Origin of the sequence: Pseudomonas sp. NY15364 (assembly GCF_048068235.1) — a bacterium.
Taxonomy (GTDB): domain Bacteria; phylum Pseudomonadota; class Gammaproteobacteria; order Pseudomonadales; family Pseudomonadaceae; genus Aquipseudomonas; species Aquipseudomonas mendocina_D.
Window position 1 is genome coordinate 1 of record NZ_JBLUPX010000022.1, and the last position, 17,845, is coordinate 17,845.

A 17,845-nucleotide genomic window follows, 5' to 3' on the forward strand; every position below is an offset into this window, starting at 1 on the left:
CCCAGGCCGACATCCGGCGAAACAACGCCATGGCGATCACGCACCAGAGCATGGCTTCAAGAGGGAGACGTCGCTTACGCAGGGTCGCCACTCCCGCCGTTTCCAGTGCGGTGCTAACTAGGCCTGGATCAAGCAGCGCCCCCAGCTCGTCAAGGGAGTGGGTGGCAGAAGCCGCTTCGTGAGTCAGTGCCAAGGCGCGGGAAAGTCGCATAAAAAAATCCGATGCTCAAAACAAGCATCGGATTTTCGTTTCAGCGCGCAGAAGGTCAAGCTGTAGCGCTTAACTGACTGGCATTACCCTATAGGTGCCTTTTTTGTAGGGTGCGCCGTGCGCACCGATAGACCGAATCCATCTGTGGTGCGCACGGCGCACCCTACTTCTGCCACACTCTGCTACCGCTTACCAATCCTTCAACGCGGCTTCGGCTGCCGGGTTCATCGGCTCAGCCAGCAGGCCGGTCGGCGTCAGGCTGACGCTGTACACCGCATCGGCGGCAATTGGCAGGTAGGTGACGCGCAGCGCCTGCGGGTCGAACAGCAGCAGATCACGCTGGCTCAGCCGCAACCAGCGCCACAGATCCACACCGTAGGGGCTCTCGGCCAACTGCACGCGACCGTGTTGCGCCAACGCCTGCTGCTCGATGGCCAGAAAACGCCCAGATAGACGCTCCAAGCGGTAACCCGGCTCAAGGCCAATCAGCTCGGCCAGACCTTTCCAGCGAATCAGTCGGCCGTCGAGTTGCCACATGTCGCCCTCGAGCGTGACCGTGCGCTCACGACTACCTTCGAGCAGCGTCACCTGATAACGCTGCGGACCGTCGGCCTTGAAACTCAGCGTGACCAGTGGCTTGCCCGCCTGCAGCGGCTCGTAGGCGTACAAGTCGTACGCCACCAGGCCGACCAATCCGGCCAGGGCCAGAAATGCCAGACCACAGGTGCCACGCAACCAACCGAGGAACCAGCCCGTATTGAGCAGAATGCGCAATGCCACCAGCAGCGCCAACACGGCCAACAGCGCCACGGCCCAGGCCAACCCGTCGTATTGCATCGATTGCGTTCCTTCTCTGACGAAATCCCGGCATTATGCGCAGCTCTCCCCACGACGAACAGCCAACAGGCTGCGCACTCGCCCACAAGTCGACACTTTGATATGCCTTTCGCCCTCGAGCTCGCCATTGACCCCAGTACCCTAGCCATTCTCGCCCTGGTCGCCTTCGTCGCCGGCTTCATCGACGCCATTGCCGGTGGAGGCGGCCTGCTGACCATTCCGGCTTTGCTGACCGCCGGCTTGCCGCCGCACCTGGTGCTGGGCACCAACAAGCTCTGCGCCACCTTCGGTTCGGGTACCGCTGCCCTGACCTTCTACCGGCGCAAGCTGTTCAACCCCGCACAATGGCGCAATGCCCTGCTGGCGACGCTGATTGGCGCCCTGCTGGGAGCCATCATCGCCCACTGGATGCCGGCCGCCTGGCTCAACCAGATGCTGCCGGTGATCGTCTTCGCCTGCGGCATTTACCTGTTGTTCGGCCGTATGCCGGAGGCGCCAGCCGAACACGACCTGCCGATTGCCCGTGGCCGGCAGTGGCCACAGGGGCTGGGACTGGGGCTCTACGATGGCGTGGCCGGCCCTGGCACCGGCGCATTCTGGACGGTCAGCAGCCTGCTGATGTATCCGCTCGACCTGGTGCGTGCCAGCGGTGTGGCGCGCACCATGAACTTCGTCAGCAACGCGGCAGCGCTTGCGGTGTTCATCGCCTTTGGCCAGGTGGCCTGGGTACTCGGCCTGAGCATGGGCGCGGCCTTGATGGTCGGCGCATTCCTCGGCGCACGCACCGCGATCAAGGGCGGCTCGAAATTCATTCGTCCGGTATTCATCACCGTGGTACTGGCGCTGACCGCCCGCCTGGTCTGGCAGCACTGGTTTGGCTGAATCCGGCGGGCTATCCAGGGTCGCGTAGGAGCGGCTTCAGCCGCGAAATGGTCGGTGAGTTCGCGGCTAAAGCCGCTCCTGCATAAGGCGATTTACACCGGCAGCGTCGGCTCGGGAAGACCCAGGCGCCTGGCAACGTAGAGATCGATCAGATGGCGGGCGATGGAACGCGATGCCGGCAGCGGCGGCAGATCATCGATACGGAACCAGCGCGCATCCTCAATTTCGTCTTCCTGCATGACAATATCGCCACCGGCATATTCGGCATGGAAGCCGAGCATCAGCGAATGCGGGAACGGCCAGCCCTGGCTACCGATGTACTGCAAGCTCTTCACTTCGAGCCCGACTTCCTCGCGCACCTCGCGCGCCACGCAATGTTCAACCGACTCACCGGGTTCGACGAAGCCCGCCAGAGTGCTGTAGACCCCTGTCACGAAACGCGGCGAACGCGCGAGCAGGACTTCATCGCCACGCGTCACCAGCACGATCATGCTCGGCGCCAGGCGCGGATAATGCTGCGATTCGCAGCTGTCACAACGCATGGCCCGCTCGCCAGAAAGCTGCCGGGTCGGCGCACCGCAACTGCCGCAGAAACGATGCTCGGAGTACCAGGTGCCGATCTGCGCGGCGTAGGCGAGCATGCGGAAGGTTTCCGCCTCGCCCTGCAACATGAACTGGCGCAGGCTCTGCCAGTTGCAGCCATCCAGCGCGGCCGACGGTTTGACCTGTACGAGATAGACGGCGTCCTCACCGAAATGGCCAATGCCCTGCTCGCCGATGATCGGCAGATCCTGGCGCTTGATCCAGTCACGCGGGAACAGCACACCATTGCTGTCGGCAAGAAAGTGCTGCTGGCTGTAGAGCAGCGCCCAGCCACCCGGCTGGGCCGGATCGAGGAACGTATTACGCCAGACCATCAGGCAGCCACCGGCATGCCCAGCGCCTTGACGCTCTCTTCGGCAAGGTCGAGCACACTCGGGCGGGTTTCAGGACGCATGACGGCGCCAGCTTCCAGGTAGTACTCCAGGCTGCTGAGCGCATCGGCCAGGGTTTCCAGCATCTGCTCCGAAGGCATCTGCCCTGATTCGAGCATGCGCGTCTGGATGTAGTCGGCGCACGCCCCGACCAACATTGCGGCGCGGCGCTGCTCAAGGAACCACAGACCACCCCGAACGGCCTGCAGACTGAACGGCACATTGGACAGGTGCATCTTGTCGCCACCGGACTCCAGATAAGCCGTAATAGCGCGCTTGGCGAGAGCAAGACCGGCCTGCGCCTCATCGACCACGACGATACGGGCTTCATTGAGCTGGTGGCTGGCGAAGGAGTCGGCTTCATTGCCGGGCTCGACGGCTGCCGGCCGGGAATCGCGGCCTTCACCCCGCTCCAGACTGGCGACCATGCCTTCGACATAGAGCACCGCATCGGCCAACTTGTGCAATTGTTCCGGCTGCGGTGGCGTGTCTTCACTCCAGGCCGCGACCTGCGGCAACTGCGCACTCAGCGAATTACCCGCAGAGTTCAGACCGACCATACCGAGAGTCTTGGCCAGCTTGCCCAGCAGCGCATGCAGGGTACCCAGGGTTTCTCCCTGCAAGGTGCCGCGCTCGAGCAGATCGAGCATGTCCTTGACGCTGGCCAGTTCCTCGCGAATCGCAGTGGACAGTGAACGCATCACCGCCTGGCCGGGGCCGGCCAGGCGCTGGTATTCCTCTTCCAGCAGGTGATCGGTGAACGGCAGCGGCGTGAGGCCGAATACCTCGCGCATGGCGCTGGCGAGTGGTCCGTGGCTGTCTGCCAGCGCAACCAGATACAACAGCTCTTTGAGCAGGCTGCGTGGCGCCTCGTACTGAGGGTTGCCGAGCATCAGCTTGAGTTCGCGATCGAGCCTTGAGAACAGCTGCTTGCGCGCCTTACGCGGCAACAGCTGGCCATCGCATTGCGCCTCGATGGCCGCCGCGCCGATCCAGCACATGCGCCCTCGCGGCTCGTTGGCGAACAAGCTGTCCAGGCGCGCCATGGCACGCACCATGAGCTTGAGGCTGGCTTGCGGATTTTGCTCACGAATGAAACCGAGCAAGCCCACCTGATACATATGGCGCAGGCGTTTGCCTTCGGCCAGCTTGGCCGCCCCGTCGAGCGTCTGGGTCGCGCTGTGCGGCCGCGCATGGTCAAGGCGCACGCTGAAGAAGAAGCTTTCCGGCAGTGGCTGTTGCGCGCCGGCCTGGCGCAGATCGTTGATCGCCGGCAGCAGCAGCTCGGGCATTTCCTGGCGATGGGCGTCGACGTTTTCCAGGTAGCGACGCAGCACATGCAGCGCGTTGCTCAGCGCCGCGAGTTGTACATCGCGCTCCTCGCCGGCACCAGCGGGTATGTCGGTGGCCTGGTCGAGCACTTCCTGCGCCAGCAGTTCGGCGCCTGCCAACTCGATCAGATTGAGCGTACCGCGCACCTGGTGCAGGCTCTCCACCGCCTGCTGCAACAGGCTGCCGTTATGCCGCTCGGCGATGAAGTGCTCAAGGCTCTGCTCGGCTTCCTCCATGGTCACGAACAGCTCGTCGCGCACCAGGTTCAGCGATGTGGCTCCACTTACCATGCGATAGGCCTCGCAACGAACATCAGCGAATACGGCATCAGTCGGCGAACTCCGGCTTCTGCTTGGTCATGTGCGCTGACATGGCCAGGCGCAGGTCTTCGGATTGGAGCATCGCGGCGTTCCAGGTGGCGATATATTCCAGGCCGTCGTCGACGCGGTGATCGCGCATGTAGCGAATCATTTCCTTGGTACCGCGTACGGCAATCGGCGACTTGGCAGCGATCTGTGCGGCAATGTCCATTACCCCGGCCAGCAGAGCCTCCTGATCTTCATAGGTGCGGTTGACCAGGCCGATGCGAGCCGCCTCGTGGCCGTCGATGCTGCGTCCGGTGTAGGCCAGCTCACGCATCATGCCGTCGCCGATGATGCGCGGCAGGCGTTGCAGGGTGCCGACATCGGCAGCCATACCCATATCGATTTCCTTGATCGAGAACTGCGCATCGACAGTGGAATAGCGCATGTCGCAGGCGCTGATCAGATCGATGGCACCACCAATGCAATAACCCTGGATGGCCGCCAGCACCGGTTTGCGACAGTTGTCGACAGCATTGAAGGAGGCTTGCAGTTCGAGAATCTTGCGACGCAGCGCGGTGGCGTTGCGACCGACGTCCTTGCCCAGTTGGGCGCCGACCGACGCCAGCAGCATCAGGTCAATGCCTGAGGAGAAGTGCTTGCCCGCCCCGGAGAGCACCACCACACGCACTGCATCGGTGTCGTCGACCCATTGGAATATCTCGATGATCTCGCGCCAGAAGTCGGCATTCATGGCGTTGATCTTGTCTGGACGGTTGATCTGCACATGGGCGATCTTGTCCGCCAGCTCGACGTGGAAGGCTTTGTAGTCGGACATGGCAGGCATCCTCAGCCGCGGCTCGGCAGCACAGTAACAATTTTGTGATTAATAACCGAGCAACTATAACAAGCACGCCATAAAAGTCGATGCTTGCCACTGTGACGCAGGGCACGCCCCGACACGTTAGCAACTGCTTTGAATATCAGAGATAAGAGATTGATCTGCCGAGGTTCTTACGCCGCAGCAGATTCCCCCGTTTTATTCAACCAAACAATCCACGCTGTACTCGCCCGCCTCGGTTTGCAGGCCATGCACGTCGATGTCAAAACCCGGGAAGGCCTGATCGAAGGTTCTGGCGAATGCCAGGTAGTCGAGAATCGAGCGCGTCGCCGCCGTGAAGCGTTCGCCCGGCATGATCAGCGGAATGCCTGGCGGATAAGGCACCAGCATCACCGCAGCGATACGCCCCTGCAACTGATCGATAGGCACCGCCTCCACCTCACCGCGCACCAGCCGGTCATAGGCGTCGGCTGGTTTGATCGCCAGCTCAGGCAAAGCCGTGTACATGCTCTTCAGCGCCTTGGCCGTGGCGTTTTCGCGGTAGCAACCGTGCAACGCGTCACACAGGTCACGCAGGCCCATACCCTGGTAACGCCCACCGCCCGCGTGGGCGATGGAGGGCAACACATCGATCAGCGGCAGGTTGGCATCGTAGCTGCGCTTGAACTCCAGCAACTCGGTCAGCAGCGTGCTCCACTTGCCCTTGGTGATGCCCATGGAGAACAGCACCAGGAAGGAATAAAGGCCGGTCTTTTCCACCACCAGGCCACGCTCCCAGAGAAACTTGCTGACAACCGCGGCAGGAATGCCCTGCTGCTCCAGCTTGCCGGCGGCATTGAGGCCCGGCATCACCAGCGTGACCTTGATCGGATCGAGCAGCACGTAGTCGCTGGCCACTTCGCCGAAGCCATGCCAATCGGCGTCTGGCTGCAGCACCCAGTCTGCGGTGGACAGGCTGTCGGCACCGTCGGCAGCGCCCGGCTGCCAGATACTGAACCACCAGTCCTCGGCGCTCAGGTTGCGCCGTACGTTGGCCAAGGCGCGGCGGAAGCTCAGTGCCTCGTCGAAGGTTTCCTGAATCAGCGAACGCCCGGCCGGCCCCTCCATCATCGCCGAGGCCACATCCAGCGAGGCGATGATGCCGTACTGCGGCGAAGTGGAGATGTGCATCATGAAAGCTTCGTTGAAGCGGTCACGGTCCAGTTGGCGCTGGCCGCCATCCTGCACGTGAATCATCGACGCCTGACTGAACGCCGCCAGCAGCTTGTGCGTGGAATGGGTGGTGAACACCAGCGGCGACTGCTCGTCACATTGGGTGCCCATGCCATAACGGCCGGCGTAGAACTCATGGAACGCCGCATAGGCATACCAGGCCTCATCGAAATGCAGTACTTCGACCGAATCACCAAGGGCCTGCTTGACCATCTCGGCGTTGTAGCAGAGCCCGTCATAGGTGGAGTTGGTCACCACCGCCAGCTTGACCTTGGGTGCACGACCGCGGGCTAGCGGGCTGGCGTCGATCTTGGCCTGGATCGACTCCCTGCTGAACTCGGAAAGCGGAATCGGCCCGATGATGCCCAGCTCGTTACGCTCGGGGCACAGATACAGAGGAATCGCGCCGGTCATGATGATCGAATGCAGGATCGATTTGTGGCAGTTGCGATCCACCAGCACCAGATCATCGCGACCGACCATGGAATGCCAGACGATCTTATTCGCCGTCGAGGTCCCGTTGATCACGAAGAAGGTATGGTCGGCGCCGAAGTTGCGCGCGGCACGAGCCTCAGCTTCCGCCAGCGGGCCAGTGTGGTCGAGCAGCGAACCCAGCTCCGGCACAGAGACCGACAGGTCCGAGCGCAGGGTGTTTTCACCAAAGAACTGGTGGAAAGCCTGGCCGACCGGACTCTTGCGATAGGCCACGCCACCGCCATGACCCGGCGTATGCCAGGAATAGTTGGATTGCGCGGTGTGTTGCACCAATGCCTTGAAGAAGGGCGGCAGCAGACCATCAAGGTAATTGTGCGCCGCCCGCGCAACCTGCCGGGCCAGAAAGGACACGGTGTCTTCGTAGAGATAGAGGATACCGCGCAGGTGGTTGAGATCGGCCATGGCCTCAGCAGGCGCGTTCTCGATGGTGACCTGCTCGCCCAGGGCGAAGATCGGCAATTGTGGCGCCCTCACCCGGGCCACACGGATCAGCTCGACCATGTCCTGCAGCAGGCGGCTGTTCTCCCCCGCTCCCTCGGCGGCCACCAGAATGCAGGCCAGACCGTGATGGGTGGAGGCGACGATGCGCCCCTCGGCGGCGTTCGCCGTGGGCAGGATGCTGAATCCGTCCTGAGTGAGCTCCTGCGCGATGGCGCGCACGCGATCACCGGCCACGGTATCGGCCTTGATATCGCGGTGCACGATTAGGACGGGAAACTTGAGATCTTTATACATTGTGGCGTCCTGAAGGCTGGCAGGCTGGGCCTGCCCATCACTTCAGGTTAGAGGCTCGCCCTGATCGGCGGAACCCCCTGTGCATCACGCTATAACAAAAGGTCGCAATTGCGCTGTTCGGTTATTCCGGCGACTTTTCCAGCTGAGCCCACAGCGATGGACCGCCAGCGGATTTCTCGATCACGGCCAGGCGCGCCATATGGGCCGCGAGCTCTTCCTCACTGGCACGAATGACGCGAGTGCGCGCACGCGAAGGGTCCAGGCGGCGAATCGGCGTAGCCTGCTGGCGCCCGCTGCCATCGCCATCAGCACCATCACCCGCCAGGGACAGATTGGTCTGCCCGCCGGTCATCGCCAGGTAGACGTCGGCAAGAATCTCCGAGTCGAGCAAGGCGCCGTGTAATTCGCGGTTGGAGTTGTCGACGCCGTAACGCTTGCACAGCGCATCCAGGCTGTTGCGCTGTCCCGGATGGCGCTCGCGCGCCATCATCAGGGTATCGAGTACCGAGCAGTAATCGCTGACGTCAGCACGCTCGCTCTGCCCCAGCAAGGCGAACTCGTTATTGATGAAACCAACGTCGAACGCCGCGTTGTGGATGATCAGCTGGGCGCCCTTGATGAACTCATAGAACTCATCGGCGACCTCCTTAAAACGCGGCTTGTCGGCGACGTACTCGTTGGTAATGCCGTGAACCGCGATGGCGCCTTCGTCGATTTCACGATCGGGGTTGAGGTAAACGTGGAAGTGACGCCCGGTGAGGCGGCGGCCCAACAATTCGACACAACCGATCTCGATGATGCGGTGCCCGTCGGTGACCGGCATACCCGTGGTTTCGGTATCCAGCACTACGTAGCGTTTGACGGTGCTCTCGGTTGTCACGCCTTGCCTCTCTCATCTATTCGGGTTGCCGCACACTCAGCGCAGCATCTTAACTCAGGTGCTGAATAACCGCTCAGCGCGCCGCACGCACGTCGTCGACGCCGCGATTGGCCAGCTGGTCGGCACGCTCATTGCCGGGGTGACCCGTATGCCCACGCACCCACTGCCAGCTCACTTGATGGCGATTCACTTCCTCATCCAGCTTCTGCCAGAGATCGGCGTTTTTCACCGGCTCTTTCGAAGCGGTCTTCCAGCCGCGCTTCTTCCAGTTCGGCAGCCATTCCTGGATACCTTTCATCACATACTGCGAGTCGGTCACCAGTTTGACCGAGCACGGCCGGGTCAGCGCGATCAGGCCGGCAATCGCCGCCATCAGCTCCATGCGGTTGTTGGTGGTATTGGGGTCGCCGCCCCAAAGTTCCTTCTCCACGCCTTTGTACACCAGCAGCGCGCCCCAACCTCCGGGACCAGGATTGCCTTTGCAGGCGCCGTCGGTGTAAATCACCACATCATGGTTTTCAGACATTCATAGACTCTGTACAGAATTGTTTGGCCGCAGTCTGGCAGTCAGTTGTCGAGATCACGCCGACTGACCTTCGCCACTGGCATCGGCAGCAACTTGCCCATCGGCTCGCGGCGCGACTGCCGCAACGGACGCAAACCAACCACCAACTTGCGTGCTACCAATAGGTAACAACCAGCGCCCGGCAACTGCCAGGCATCGCCCCAGCTCTCCATTCGCCGCAGGCGCGTTTGCCAGGCAAGCGAAGCGAGCGGCGGACGATAGCACCCGAACCTCCGTTTCTCCAACGCAAAGCCCAGCAAACTCAGCCAGTCGCCGACACGGCTCGGGGCGATGCAACGTGCCTCGGCCAAACCGTCCCGGGCAAACAGGCGCCGCACGCCCCAGGCGCTCCAGGGGTGAATCCCCAGAATCAGCAGATGCCCGCCAGGTCTGACGCTACGCGCCGCCTCACGCAACAGGCCGTGGGGTGACAAGCTGAAATCCAGACCGTGCTGCAGCACCACCACGTCGGCAGCGTGCTCACCCAGCGGCCAGGACTGCTCTTCGCAGACGATCTGCACACCCGGCATCGGCGCGCCAAGGCGCACGTTGTGCTGGATCTGTCCCGCTTTGGGCGGCCCCTCCGCACCAGGGCCGTAGCTCACCAGATAACCACCGAAAAAACGCGCCAGCTCCTCTTCCAGCAAGCGCCGTTCTTCCTCCAGCAACAGTTGGCCGAGCGGCCCGGCAAGCCAGTCGCGCGCCTCGCCGATAAGCTTGAGCCACTCAGGGTCGGCCTGGGCGAATGCCTCATCAGTCATCGCTGCCTCCGCATGACAGGTTCTGCATGTCGTGTCTAAGATGCACCTTTATCACCAGCTTAGCGACCCGCAATGATTCAGATCGACGCGCTGCCCGCCTTCAATGACAACTATATCTGGCTGCTGCAGGACGCCCGCAGCAAGCGCTGCGCCGTGGTCGACCCCGGCGACGCAGCGCCGGTCATGGCCTGGCTGGAAGCCCGTCCTGACTGGACGCTCAGCGACATCCTGATCACTCACCACCACTTCGATCATGTCGGCGGTGTCGAAACACTGAAGAACGCCACCGGCGCACGTGTCGCCGGCCCTGCGGCGGAAAAGATCCCGGCCCGTGACCTCGATCTGAGCGACAACGACGAGATCGACGTGCTCGGCCTGCGCTTCCAGGTCATGGCCGTGCCTGGCCACACGCTCGGTCATATCGCTTACTACCACGCCGGACAGGACCTGCTGTTCTGCGGTGATACCCTGTTCGCAGGCGGATGTGGCCGCCTGTTCGAAGGCACCCCGCAACAGATGCATCAGTCTCTCAGCCGCCTGGCGGCCCTGCCCGCCCGTACCCTGGTGTACTGCACCCACGAATACACCTTGAGCAACCTGCGCTTCGCCCACGCCGTCGAGCCGGACAATGCACGCTTGAACGAACGCCTGGCCGAAGTGACCCGCTGGCGCGACGAAGGCCGCATCAGTCTGCCGTCGAACATCGAACTGGAACTGGCCACCAATCCTTTCCTGCGTGTTGGCGAACCTTCGGTCCTCACTGCGACCAACGGACGCGATGACCGGCAGTCGAGCGAGCCAAGCGCCGTATTCGCTAGCCTGCGCGCCTGGAAAGACAACTTCTAGCTGCTGAGAAAAAGGTCGACAAGCCCGCAAAAGACCAGTCCAGGACTGGTGAAAACTTGACCAGCACCGCCTCGATTCCTAGAATCGCCCGAATTTTTCGTCGGGATGAACACCTCAGCCAATGCCTTTATCATCACGCAAGCCATTGAATATAAAGGCATTGGAGCGAAGCTCTCGAGCGCTCGCAGTGATGTTTTGCATGATCCTGGCCGGTTGTCAGAGCCTGCCCAGCGACACCCCGGATCGCTCTGCCGATACCTCACGCGCCATCGGCATGGAACGTGAGCCCGAGTGGCTCAGCAGCGAAGTCAAACCCCGCGAATACACCGATATCTGGGAGCGCATGCGCGACGGCTTCAAGCTGCAGGATCAGATAGGTATCAACCCGCGCATCGAGCGCGTACGCCTGTGGTACGCCAGCAATCCGAAGCATGTCGACACCGTCAGCGAACGTAGCGCCCCCTATATCCACTACATCGTCGAACGCCTGGCTGAACGCGACATGCCGATGGAGCTGGCGCTGCTGCCGGTGATCGAAAGCGCTTACGACCCACTGGCCTATTCTTCGGCGCACGCGGTCGGCCTCTGGCAGTTCATTCCGTCTACCGGCCGTTACTACAACCTGCGCCAGACCAACTGGTACGACGGTCGCCGCGACGTCACCGCCTCAACCCAGGCCGCACTCAACTATCTCAGCCGCCTGCACGAAATGTTCAACGGCGACTGGTTACTCGCCCTCGCTGCCTACAACGCTGGCGAAGGCCGCATCAGTCGCGCCATCGAACGCAACGAGAAGCTCGGCCTGCCCAGCGACTACTGGAACCTGTCGCTGCCCAAGGAAACCGAAGACTATGTGCCCAAGCTACTGGCGCTGTCACAGGTGATCCTGACGCCGGAAGCCTATAGCGTTACCCTCTCGCCGATCGCCAACGAACCCTACTTCGAACAGATCGCGATCAAGCAGCACATGGATCTGGCCCGCGTCGCCAAACTGGCCGACCTGGATGAACAGGAACTGCTGCAGCTCAACCCGGCCTATAAGCGCGGCATTACCCTCGATGGCCCGCAACATCTGCTGGTACCAACCGACAAAGCCGAGATGCTCAGCGCCAACCTGGCCTTGATGAAACCGCAGGAAATGGTCGACTGGCAGAGTTACACCGTGCGTTCCGGCGACAGCCTGCACGCCATCGCCAACCGTCACCACCTGTCGGTGAACATGCTCAAGGACGTCAACCGCCTGAGCAGCAACAACCTGAGCATCGGCCAGGTGCTGACCATACCGGCCAAGCCCGGCACGGCGCCAAACGAGCCGCTGTATCAACAGCGCAGCACCGCGCAGAGCACTGCCAGCCGCACCTACCGCGTGAAGAATGGCGACAACCTCTGGCAGATCGCACGCGCCAACCAGGTTGCCGTGCATGACCTGAAACGCTGGAACAAGCTGCAAGGCAATCAGCTGAAAGTCGGCCAGGTACTGACGCTGGCAGCCACTGACAGCGCCCCTCAGGTTGCCGCCACAAACCGCAGCAGCACCAGCTCGCGGGACAAGGTCACCTACTATCGCGTGCAGCACGGCGACTCGCTGTACGTGATTGCCAAGCGCTTCAAGATCGACCTCAAGCGCCTGCAAGCCTGGAATCCACGCAGTAGCACGCTGCGCCCCGGGCAAATGCTGACACTCTATCTACCCTGATCAGCGCTTGCTGATGGCCTCCAGGCAGCGCCCGGTGAGCTGGGTGAAGCGCTGAAAGGCGACGAACTGCTCATGCCGTAGCGCTCGCCCCGACAAACGACTGTCCGCATAAATCACGCCGATCTCACGTGTACCCGCAATGATCGGCGCGATGAAGAACATGCCATTGCCCAGACTGCGACGGATCGGCTGGGTCACCAGCTCGGCGAGATTGTAGCTGGCAGGCACCCCCATCCAGATCGCTTCACGATGGCGCAGCGCATAGCTGAAGATGTGCGGCTGCTCCGCCTGCTCGGCCGGCAAGACGAAATCCTGCAGCCATTGCTCGCTCTTGTCGCCAATCACGCGCTTGGCGCGAAAGCGGCTTTGCCCATCGGCCAGCACCGTGAGCATTACCCGTTCCAGCCCTGCGCCACGGTGCAAGCCCTTGAGCAGCGTATCGAGCACCAGGCCAACATCGGCCCGCGCACTGATCATCAGGCCGAGGTCCTGCAGCGCCTGCTGCATCACCAACAAGTCAGGCTGCAACAGACGCGCCTTGCGCTCTTCCTGCTGCAGGCGGATCTGCTCGGGGTCGGTATTGGGAATCAGCCGGCACAGCTTGCTGGCGCCGAAGGTGGAGGCCACCTTGACCGCCTCCTCGGCACTGGCCAGCACCTGCTGCAGCGCATCCTCGGCACTGAGGTCGACGAATGCCGCCATCTTCGCCAGCACCGCTTCCATCTCCGGCGACTCCCAGCCGTGCAACGCGGCCTCGCTGATACGCACGCCCAGCTGCACGGCGTATGCCGCCGGGTCGTGCTGGTTGGCGCCGGCATGGGCGAGGCTGACCGTCTCACCGAGGTTCCAGCTTTTCACCAGCCCTTGGGTCAGCTGGCGGAAGCTGGTGCCGAGGACCTCGCGTACCGCCTCATCGGCCTCTATTCCGGGTTGCGCCAGAGCTGCAGCCAGCTCGTCCGCCTGCTCGCCGCCACAGCCCCAGAACGCCAGCTCGCCCAGATGATGGAGCAAGGCGGCGATGAACACCTCCTCGACATGCTTGGAGAGCACGTAACCGGCGATGTTGCGCGCCTGCACGGCGGCGTGGAAGGAGCGCGCGAGCAACTCCTGCAGCTGCTCGCGCGGAGCGCGGGTGAGCAGTCCGTCGATCAGGCTGACCGACAGGCCAATCAGACGCACATTGTCGAAGCCGATCAGCACGATGGCCCGTGAGATGGTCTTGATGGTTTCCTGAGATGGGTTGTAGTAGACGCTGTTGCCGACCCGCAGCACCTTGCTGGTCAGCGCTGCATCACGCAGCAACACATCGGCCAGTTGTTGCACCGAAGCAGAATCCTGCTGCGCAAGGCGCTGCAGATCCTGCACCACGGCAGCCAGTGCGGGCAGTTCGGCTTGGTTCAGGCGATCGATCCATGACTGCAGACCATGGCTTCGTTCCGACAATTTCGTACCCTCATGGCGTGTCTGTGAAGTGTATGCCAAAGTGCCGCTACTGCTCACCCGCCACCGTGCTCTTTTTCCTGCCCAGACAAGCTGTTACTGTACGGCCCCAGAAGCCCAAACGCCGCCAAGGATCGGATCTCACGCCCGATGCGTCCCCTCCTCCTGCTGTTCCTCAGCCTGGCCTTGAGCTTTCCCGCCTCTGCGACTATCAGCGAGAGCCACGGCTACGCCCAGTTCGGGACACTCAAGTACCCTGCCAGCTTCAGTCATTTCGACTGGGTCAACCCCGACGCGCCCAAAGGCGGCACGTTGCGCATCATGGCGTCCGGCACTTTCGATACACTCAACCCCTACACGCTCAAGGGCAGCAGCCCGATCTCGACCGCGCACTTTCTGCAATACGGCGCCAACGAGCTGAACGAGCCCCTGATGGTCGGCACCGGTGCCTACGACCCGTCAGGCGACGAACCCGCCTCCAGCTATGGCCTAATCGCCAGGAGCGTCGAGTACAGCGAGGATCGCAGCTGGGTGGTGTTCAACCTGCGCCCGGAAGCGCGCTTTCACGATGGCAAACCGATCACCGCCTACGACGTGGCCTTCTCCTATCGCCTGCTGCGCAATGATGGCCATCCGCAGTACCGCACCAATCTGCAGGAAGTGAAGCGCGTCGACATCCTCGGTCGTCACCGTATCCGTTTCGTTTTCAAGCGCGCCGGCAATCCTCTGCTGATCCTGCGCCTGGGCGAACTGCCGGTGCTGCCGCAGCACTACTGGAAAGACCGCGACTTCAAGAGCACCACCTTCGAGGCGCCGCTGGGCAGTGGTCCCTATCGCATCGTCCAGGTGGTGCCAGGCCGACGCCTGGTGTTCGAACGGGTCAAGGACTGGTGGGGCCAGGACCTGCCGGTCAATCGCGGCAAGTACAACTTCGACCGCGTCGAAGTGGAGTTCTACCGCGACAACCATGTCGCCTTCGAGGCCTTCAAGGCCGGTGAATTCGACTTCTACATCGAGAACCAGGCGAAGAACTGGAGCAACGGCTATCGCTTTCCGGCCGTGACCCGCGGCGAAGTGGTCCGCGCCGAGATCCCCCACCAGATCCCGACGCAGACCCAGGCGCTGTTCATGAACACCCGCCGCGCCCTGTTCAGCGACCGCCGCGTGCGCGAAGCGCTGGGGCTGATGTTCGATTTCGAGTGGACCAACCGTACGTTGTTCAACAACGCCTACGTGCGCGCCGCCAGCTACTACCCCAACAGCGAATTCTCGGCCACCGGCAAGCCCGAAGGCGCCGAATGGCTGCTGCTTTCACCGCACCGCGACAAGCTGCCGGCCCGCCTGTTCACCGAGGCGCCGACACAACCGGTAACCGATGGCCGCGGCACCCCCCGGGAAACCTTGCGCCGCGCCCTCGGTCTATTGGCCGACGCCGGCTGGAAGACCTCCGGCCAGGAGCTGCGTAATGCCCGCGGTCAACGCCTCGAGTTCGAGATCATGCTGGTCAACCCCAGCCTCGAGCGCATTCTCCAGCCCTATACTGCCAACCTCGCCAGTATCGGCATACGCGCCAACTTGCGCACTGTCGATCGCGCCCAGTACAAGCAACGCCTTGACCAGTTCGACTACGACATGATCCTGCTGACCCTGCCGCAAACCCTCAGCCCAGGCCTGGAACAATCGCTGTACTTCCATTCCAGCCAGGTGAACATCAAGGGCGGCAAGAACTATGCAGGCGTCAACGATCCGGTGGTCGACGAGATGATCGACAAGCTGCTTTCGGCGCAGACTCGAGACGAACAGGTAGCAGCCGCACGGGCCCTGGACCGAGTCCTGCTCTGGCAGCACTACAGCATTCCCAACTGGTATATCAATTATCACCGCCTGGCGTACCGCAACCGGTTCGCCTTCGTCACCACGCCGCCCTACACCCTGGGCCTGCGCACCTGGTGGCTGAAGCCCACGGAGAACGCTCGATGATCCACCCGCTGCGCAGTTTCCTGCTTCACGGTAGCAGCCTCATCCTGCTCGGCCTGGCCGGCCTCACCTTCGCCGCCCCCAAGCATGCCGTCACCCTCTACGACGAGCCGCCCAAATATCCCGCCAACTTCACGCACTTCGAATACACCAACCCCGACGCGCCCAAGGGCGGTACCTTTCGCGAAGCGGGTTTCGGTGGCTTCGACAGCCTCAACCCCTTCATCAGCAAGGGCGTGGCAGCCGACGAGATCAATCTGATCTACGACACCCTTGCCGTGCAGAGCATGGATGAGCCGTTCACCGCCTATGGCCTGGTGGCAGAAAAGATCGAGAAAGCGCCTGACAACGCTTGGGTGCGCTTCCTGATACGCAAGGAAGCGCGCTTTCACGACGGCACGCCGATCACCGCCGAGGACGTCAAGTTCACCTTCGACACCCTGATGGAGAAAGGCGCGCCGATGTATCGCGGCTATTACGCCGACGTCGAGCAGGTGGAGGTGGAATCGCCGCACAGCGTGCGCTTCGTGTTCAAGCATGCCGGCAACCGCGAGCTGCCGCTGATCGTCGGCCAGTTGCCGGTGTTGCCCAAGCACTGGTGGGCCGAGCGCGACTTCACCAAGGGCAATCTCGAAGCCCCGCTGGGCAGCGGCCCGTACAGGGTCGGCCGGGTCCAGGCCGGGCGCAGCATCCGCTACGAGCGCGTCAAGGACTGGTGGGCCAAGGACCTGCCGGTGAGCCGCGGTTTCTACAACTTCGACACCATCCAGATCGACTACTACCGCGACAACACCGTAGCCCTGGAAGCGCTCAAGGCCGGCCAGTTCGACTACTGGCTGGAAACCAGCGCGAAGAACTGGGCCACCGCCTACAACACCCCGGCAGTGGCCAACGGCCAGCTGATCAAGGAAGAGATCCAGAACCGCAACCCGACCGGTATGCAGGGCTTCATCTTCAACACCCGCCGTCCGCAGTTCCAGGATCGCCGCGTACGCGAAGCGCTGGGCCTGCTGTACGACTTCGAATGGGCCAACAAGCGCCTGTTCAACGGTGCCTACTTCCGCACCCGCAGCTACTTCGACAACTCCGAGCTGGGCTCACGCGGGCTGCCCGGCGAAGATGAGCTGGCGATTCTCGAGCCGCTGCGCGGCAAGATTCCGGCCGAGGTGTTCAGCGAAGAATTTCACGTACCGGTCACCGATGGCAGTGGCATCATCCGCGAGCAGCAGCGCCGCGCCTATCAGCTGCTGCAACAGGCCGGCTGGCGTATCGATGGTGATCGCATGCTCGACGCCAGCGGCCAGCCGGTAAGTTTCGAATTTCTGCTCGCGCAGACCGAATTCGAACGCGTTCTGCTGCCCTTCAAGCGCAATCTGGCCGACCTCGGCATCGAAATGGTGATTCGCCGCGTCGACGTTTCGCAGTACATCAACCGCCTGCGTTCGCGTGATTTCGACATGATCGTCGGCGGCTTCGGCCAGTCCAACTCGCCTGGCAACGAACAGCGCGAGTACTGGCATTCCTCCAGCGCCGACAATCCTGGTAGCCGCAATTTCATCGGGCTCAAGGATCCGGCCATCGACCAGATCGTCGAAGGGCTGATCAACGCCGACTCGCGGCAGAACCTGATCGCCCATACCCGCGCCCTCGATCGCGTGCTGCTGTGGGGCTATTACGTGATCCCCAACTGGCACATCAAGACCTGGCGTGTCGCCTACTGGAACCGCTTCGAGCACCCGAAGGTGACGCCACTCTACGATATCGGCCTGCACACCTGGTGGGTGCGCCCAGGCCTGGAGCAGCCGAACGACGCTCAGCAGCAAGCCGCAGAGCAAGCGACCGAAGAGGCGAAGCCATAA

Annotated in this window: 15 protein-coding genes; 5 read left to right on the forward strand and 10 right to left on the reverse strand. The window is 62.4% G+C overall.

Annotated elements, in window-relative coordinates; genetic code table 11:
* Together ACNFCJ_RS17290 and ACNFCJ_RS17295 are read right to left on the reverse strand one after the other, a co-directional pair.
* Positions 1–211 (reverse strand): transposase domain-containing protein (locus tag ACNFCJ_RS17290; RefSeq protein ID WP_416772651.1); only part of this gene is annotated, 211 nt, incomplete at its 3' end.
* Between the two features lie 189 nt (positions 212–400).
* Positions 401–1,048, reverse strand: a complete 648-nt coding sequence (locus ACNFCJ_RS17295; RefSeq protein WP_416772653.1) for a hypothetical protein — start codon at positions 1,046–1,048, stop codon at positions 401–403.
* A gap of 102 nt (positions 1,049–1,150) precedes the next feature.
* Here ACNFCJ_RS17295 and ACNFCJ_RS17300 point away from each other — a divergent pair, with 102 nt between their 5' ends.
* Positions 1,151–1,930, forward strand: coding sequence for a TSUP family transporter (locus tag ACNFCJ_RS17300; protein WP_115291699.1), 780 nt, complete (start codon positions 1,151–1,153; stop codon positions 1,928–1,930).
* 92 nt (positions 1,931–2,022) lie between these two features.
* Here ACNFCJ_RS17300 and nudC read toward each other — a convergent pair whose 3' ends face one another.
* The 7 genes from nudC to ACNFCJ_RS17335 form a co-directional block, all read right to left on the reverse strand.
* Complete coding sequence (gene nudC, locus ACNFCJ_RS17305; protein ID WP_013715348.1) at positions 2,023–2,847, reverse strand: NAD(+) diphosphatase; 825 nt, start codon at positions 2,845–2,847, stop codon at positions 2,023–2,025.
* Entirely contained in the window at positions 2,847–4,526 is a 1,680-nt protein-coding gene (locus ACNFCJ_RS17310) for a hypothetical protein (protein ID WP_013715347.1), read from the reverse strand. The genes nudC and ACNFCJ_RS17310 overlap by 1 nt, the downstream gene beginning before the upstream one ends.
* Positions 4,527–4,563: 37 nt before the next feature.
* A complete protein-coding gene (locus ACNFCJ_RS17315) occupies positions 4,564–5,376 on the reverse strand; it encodes a crotonase/enoyl-CoA hydratase family protein (RefSeq protein WP_416772654.1) in 813 nt (270 codons plus the stop codon).
* A gap of 201 nt (positions 5,377–5,577) precedes the next feature.
* Positions 5,578–7,821, reverse strand: a complete 2,244-nt coding sequence (locus tag ACNFCJ_RS17320; RefSeq protein ID WP_416772656.1) for an Orn/Lys/Arg decarboxylase N-terminal domain-containing protein — start codon at positions 7,819–7,821, stop codon at positions 5,578–5,580.
* Between the two features lie 121 nt (positions 7,822–7,942).
* Positions 7,943–8,701, reverse strand: a complete 759-nt coding sequence (gene dnaQ / locus ACNFCJ_RS17325; protein WP_416772658.1) for a DNA polymerase III subunit epsilon — start codon at positions 8,699–8,701, stop codon at positions 7,943–7,945.
* Between the two features lie 73 nt (positions 8,702–8,774).
* Positions 8,775–9,227, reverse strand: coding sequence for a ribonuclease HI (rnhA, locus tag ACNFCJ_RS17330; protein ID WP_099524432.1), 453 nt, complete (start codon positions 9,225–9,227; stop codon positions 8,775–8,777).
* A gap of 41 nt (positions 9,228–9,268) precedes the next feature.
* Entirely contained in the window at positions 9,269–10,027 is a 759-nt protein-coding gene (locus ACNFCJ_RS17335; RefSeq protein ID WP_143503888.1) for a class I SAM-dependent methyltransferase, read from the reverse strand.
* A gap of 72 nt (positions 10,028–10,099) precedes the next feature.
* Here ACNFCJ_RS17335 and gloB point away from each other — a divergent pair, with 72 nt between their 5' ends.
* Together gloB and ACNFCJ_RS17345 are read left to right on the forward strand one after the other, a co-directional pair.
* Positions 10,100–10,873: a hydroxyacylglutathione hydrolase gene (gene gloB / locus ACNFCJ_RS17340; RefSeq protein ID WP_416772660.1), complete on the forward strand. Its 774-nt coding sequence runs from the start codon at positions 10,100–10,102 to the stop codon at positions 10,871–10,873.
* 121 nt (positions 10,874–10,994) lie between these two features.
* Positions 10,995–12,569 (forward strand): LysM peptidoglycan-binding domain-containing protein, encoded by a 1,575-nt coding sequence (locus ACNFCJ_RS17345; protein WP_416772662.1) that lies wholly within the window; start codon positions 10,995–10,997, stop codon positions 12,567–12,569.
* On the opposite strand, the gene ACNFCJ_RS17350 is transcribed toward ACNFCJ_RS17345, so the two are convergent.
* On the reverse strand, positions 12,570–14,012 hold the full coding sequence (locus ACNFCJ_RS17350) for an HDOD domain-containing protein (RefSeq protein ID WP_416772664.1): 1,443 nt from the start codon (positions 14,010–14,012) through the stop codon (positions 12,570–12,572).
* Between the two features lie 147 nt (positions 14,013–14,159).
* Between ACNFCJ_RS17350 and ACNFCJ_RS17355 the strand changes: the two genes are divergently transcribed.
* Together ACNFCJ_RS17355 and ACNFCJ_RS17360 are read left to right on the forward strand one after the other, a co-directional pair.
* Positions 14,160–15,989: an extracellular solute-binding protein gene (locus tag ACNFCJ_RS17355; RefSeq protein WP_416772665.1), complete on the forward strand. Its 1,830-nt coding sequence runs from the start codon at positions 14,160–14,162 to the stop codon at positions 15,987–15,989.
* Entirely contained in the window at positions 15,986–17,845 is a 1,860-nt protein-coding gene (locus ACNFCJ_RS17360; protein WP_416772666.1) for an extracellular solute-binding protein, read from the forward strand. The genes ACNFCJ_RS17355 and ACNFCJ_RS17360 overlap by 4 nt, the downstream gene beginning before the upstream one ends.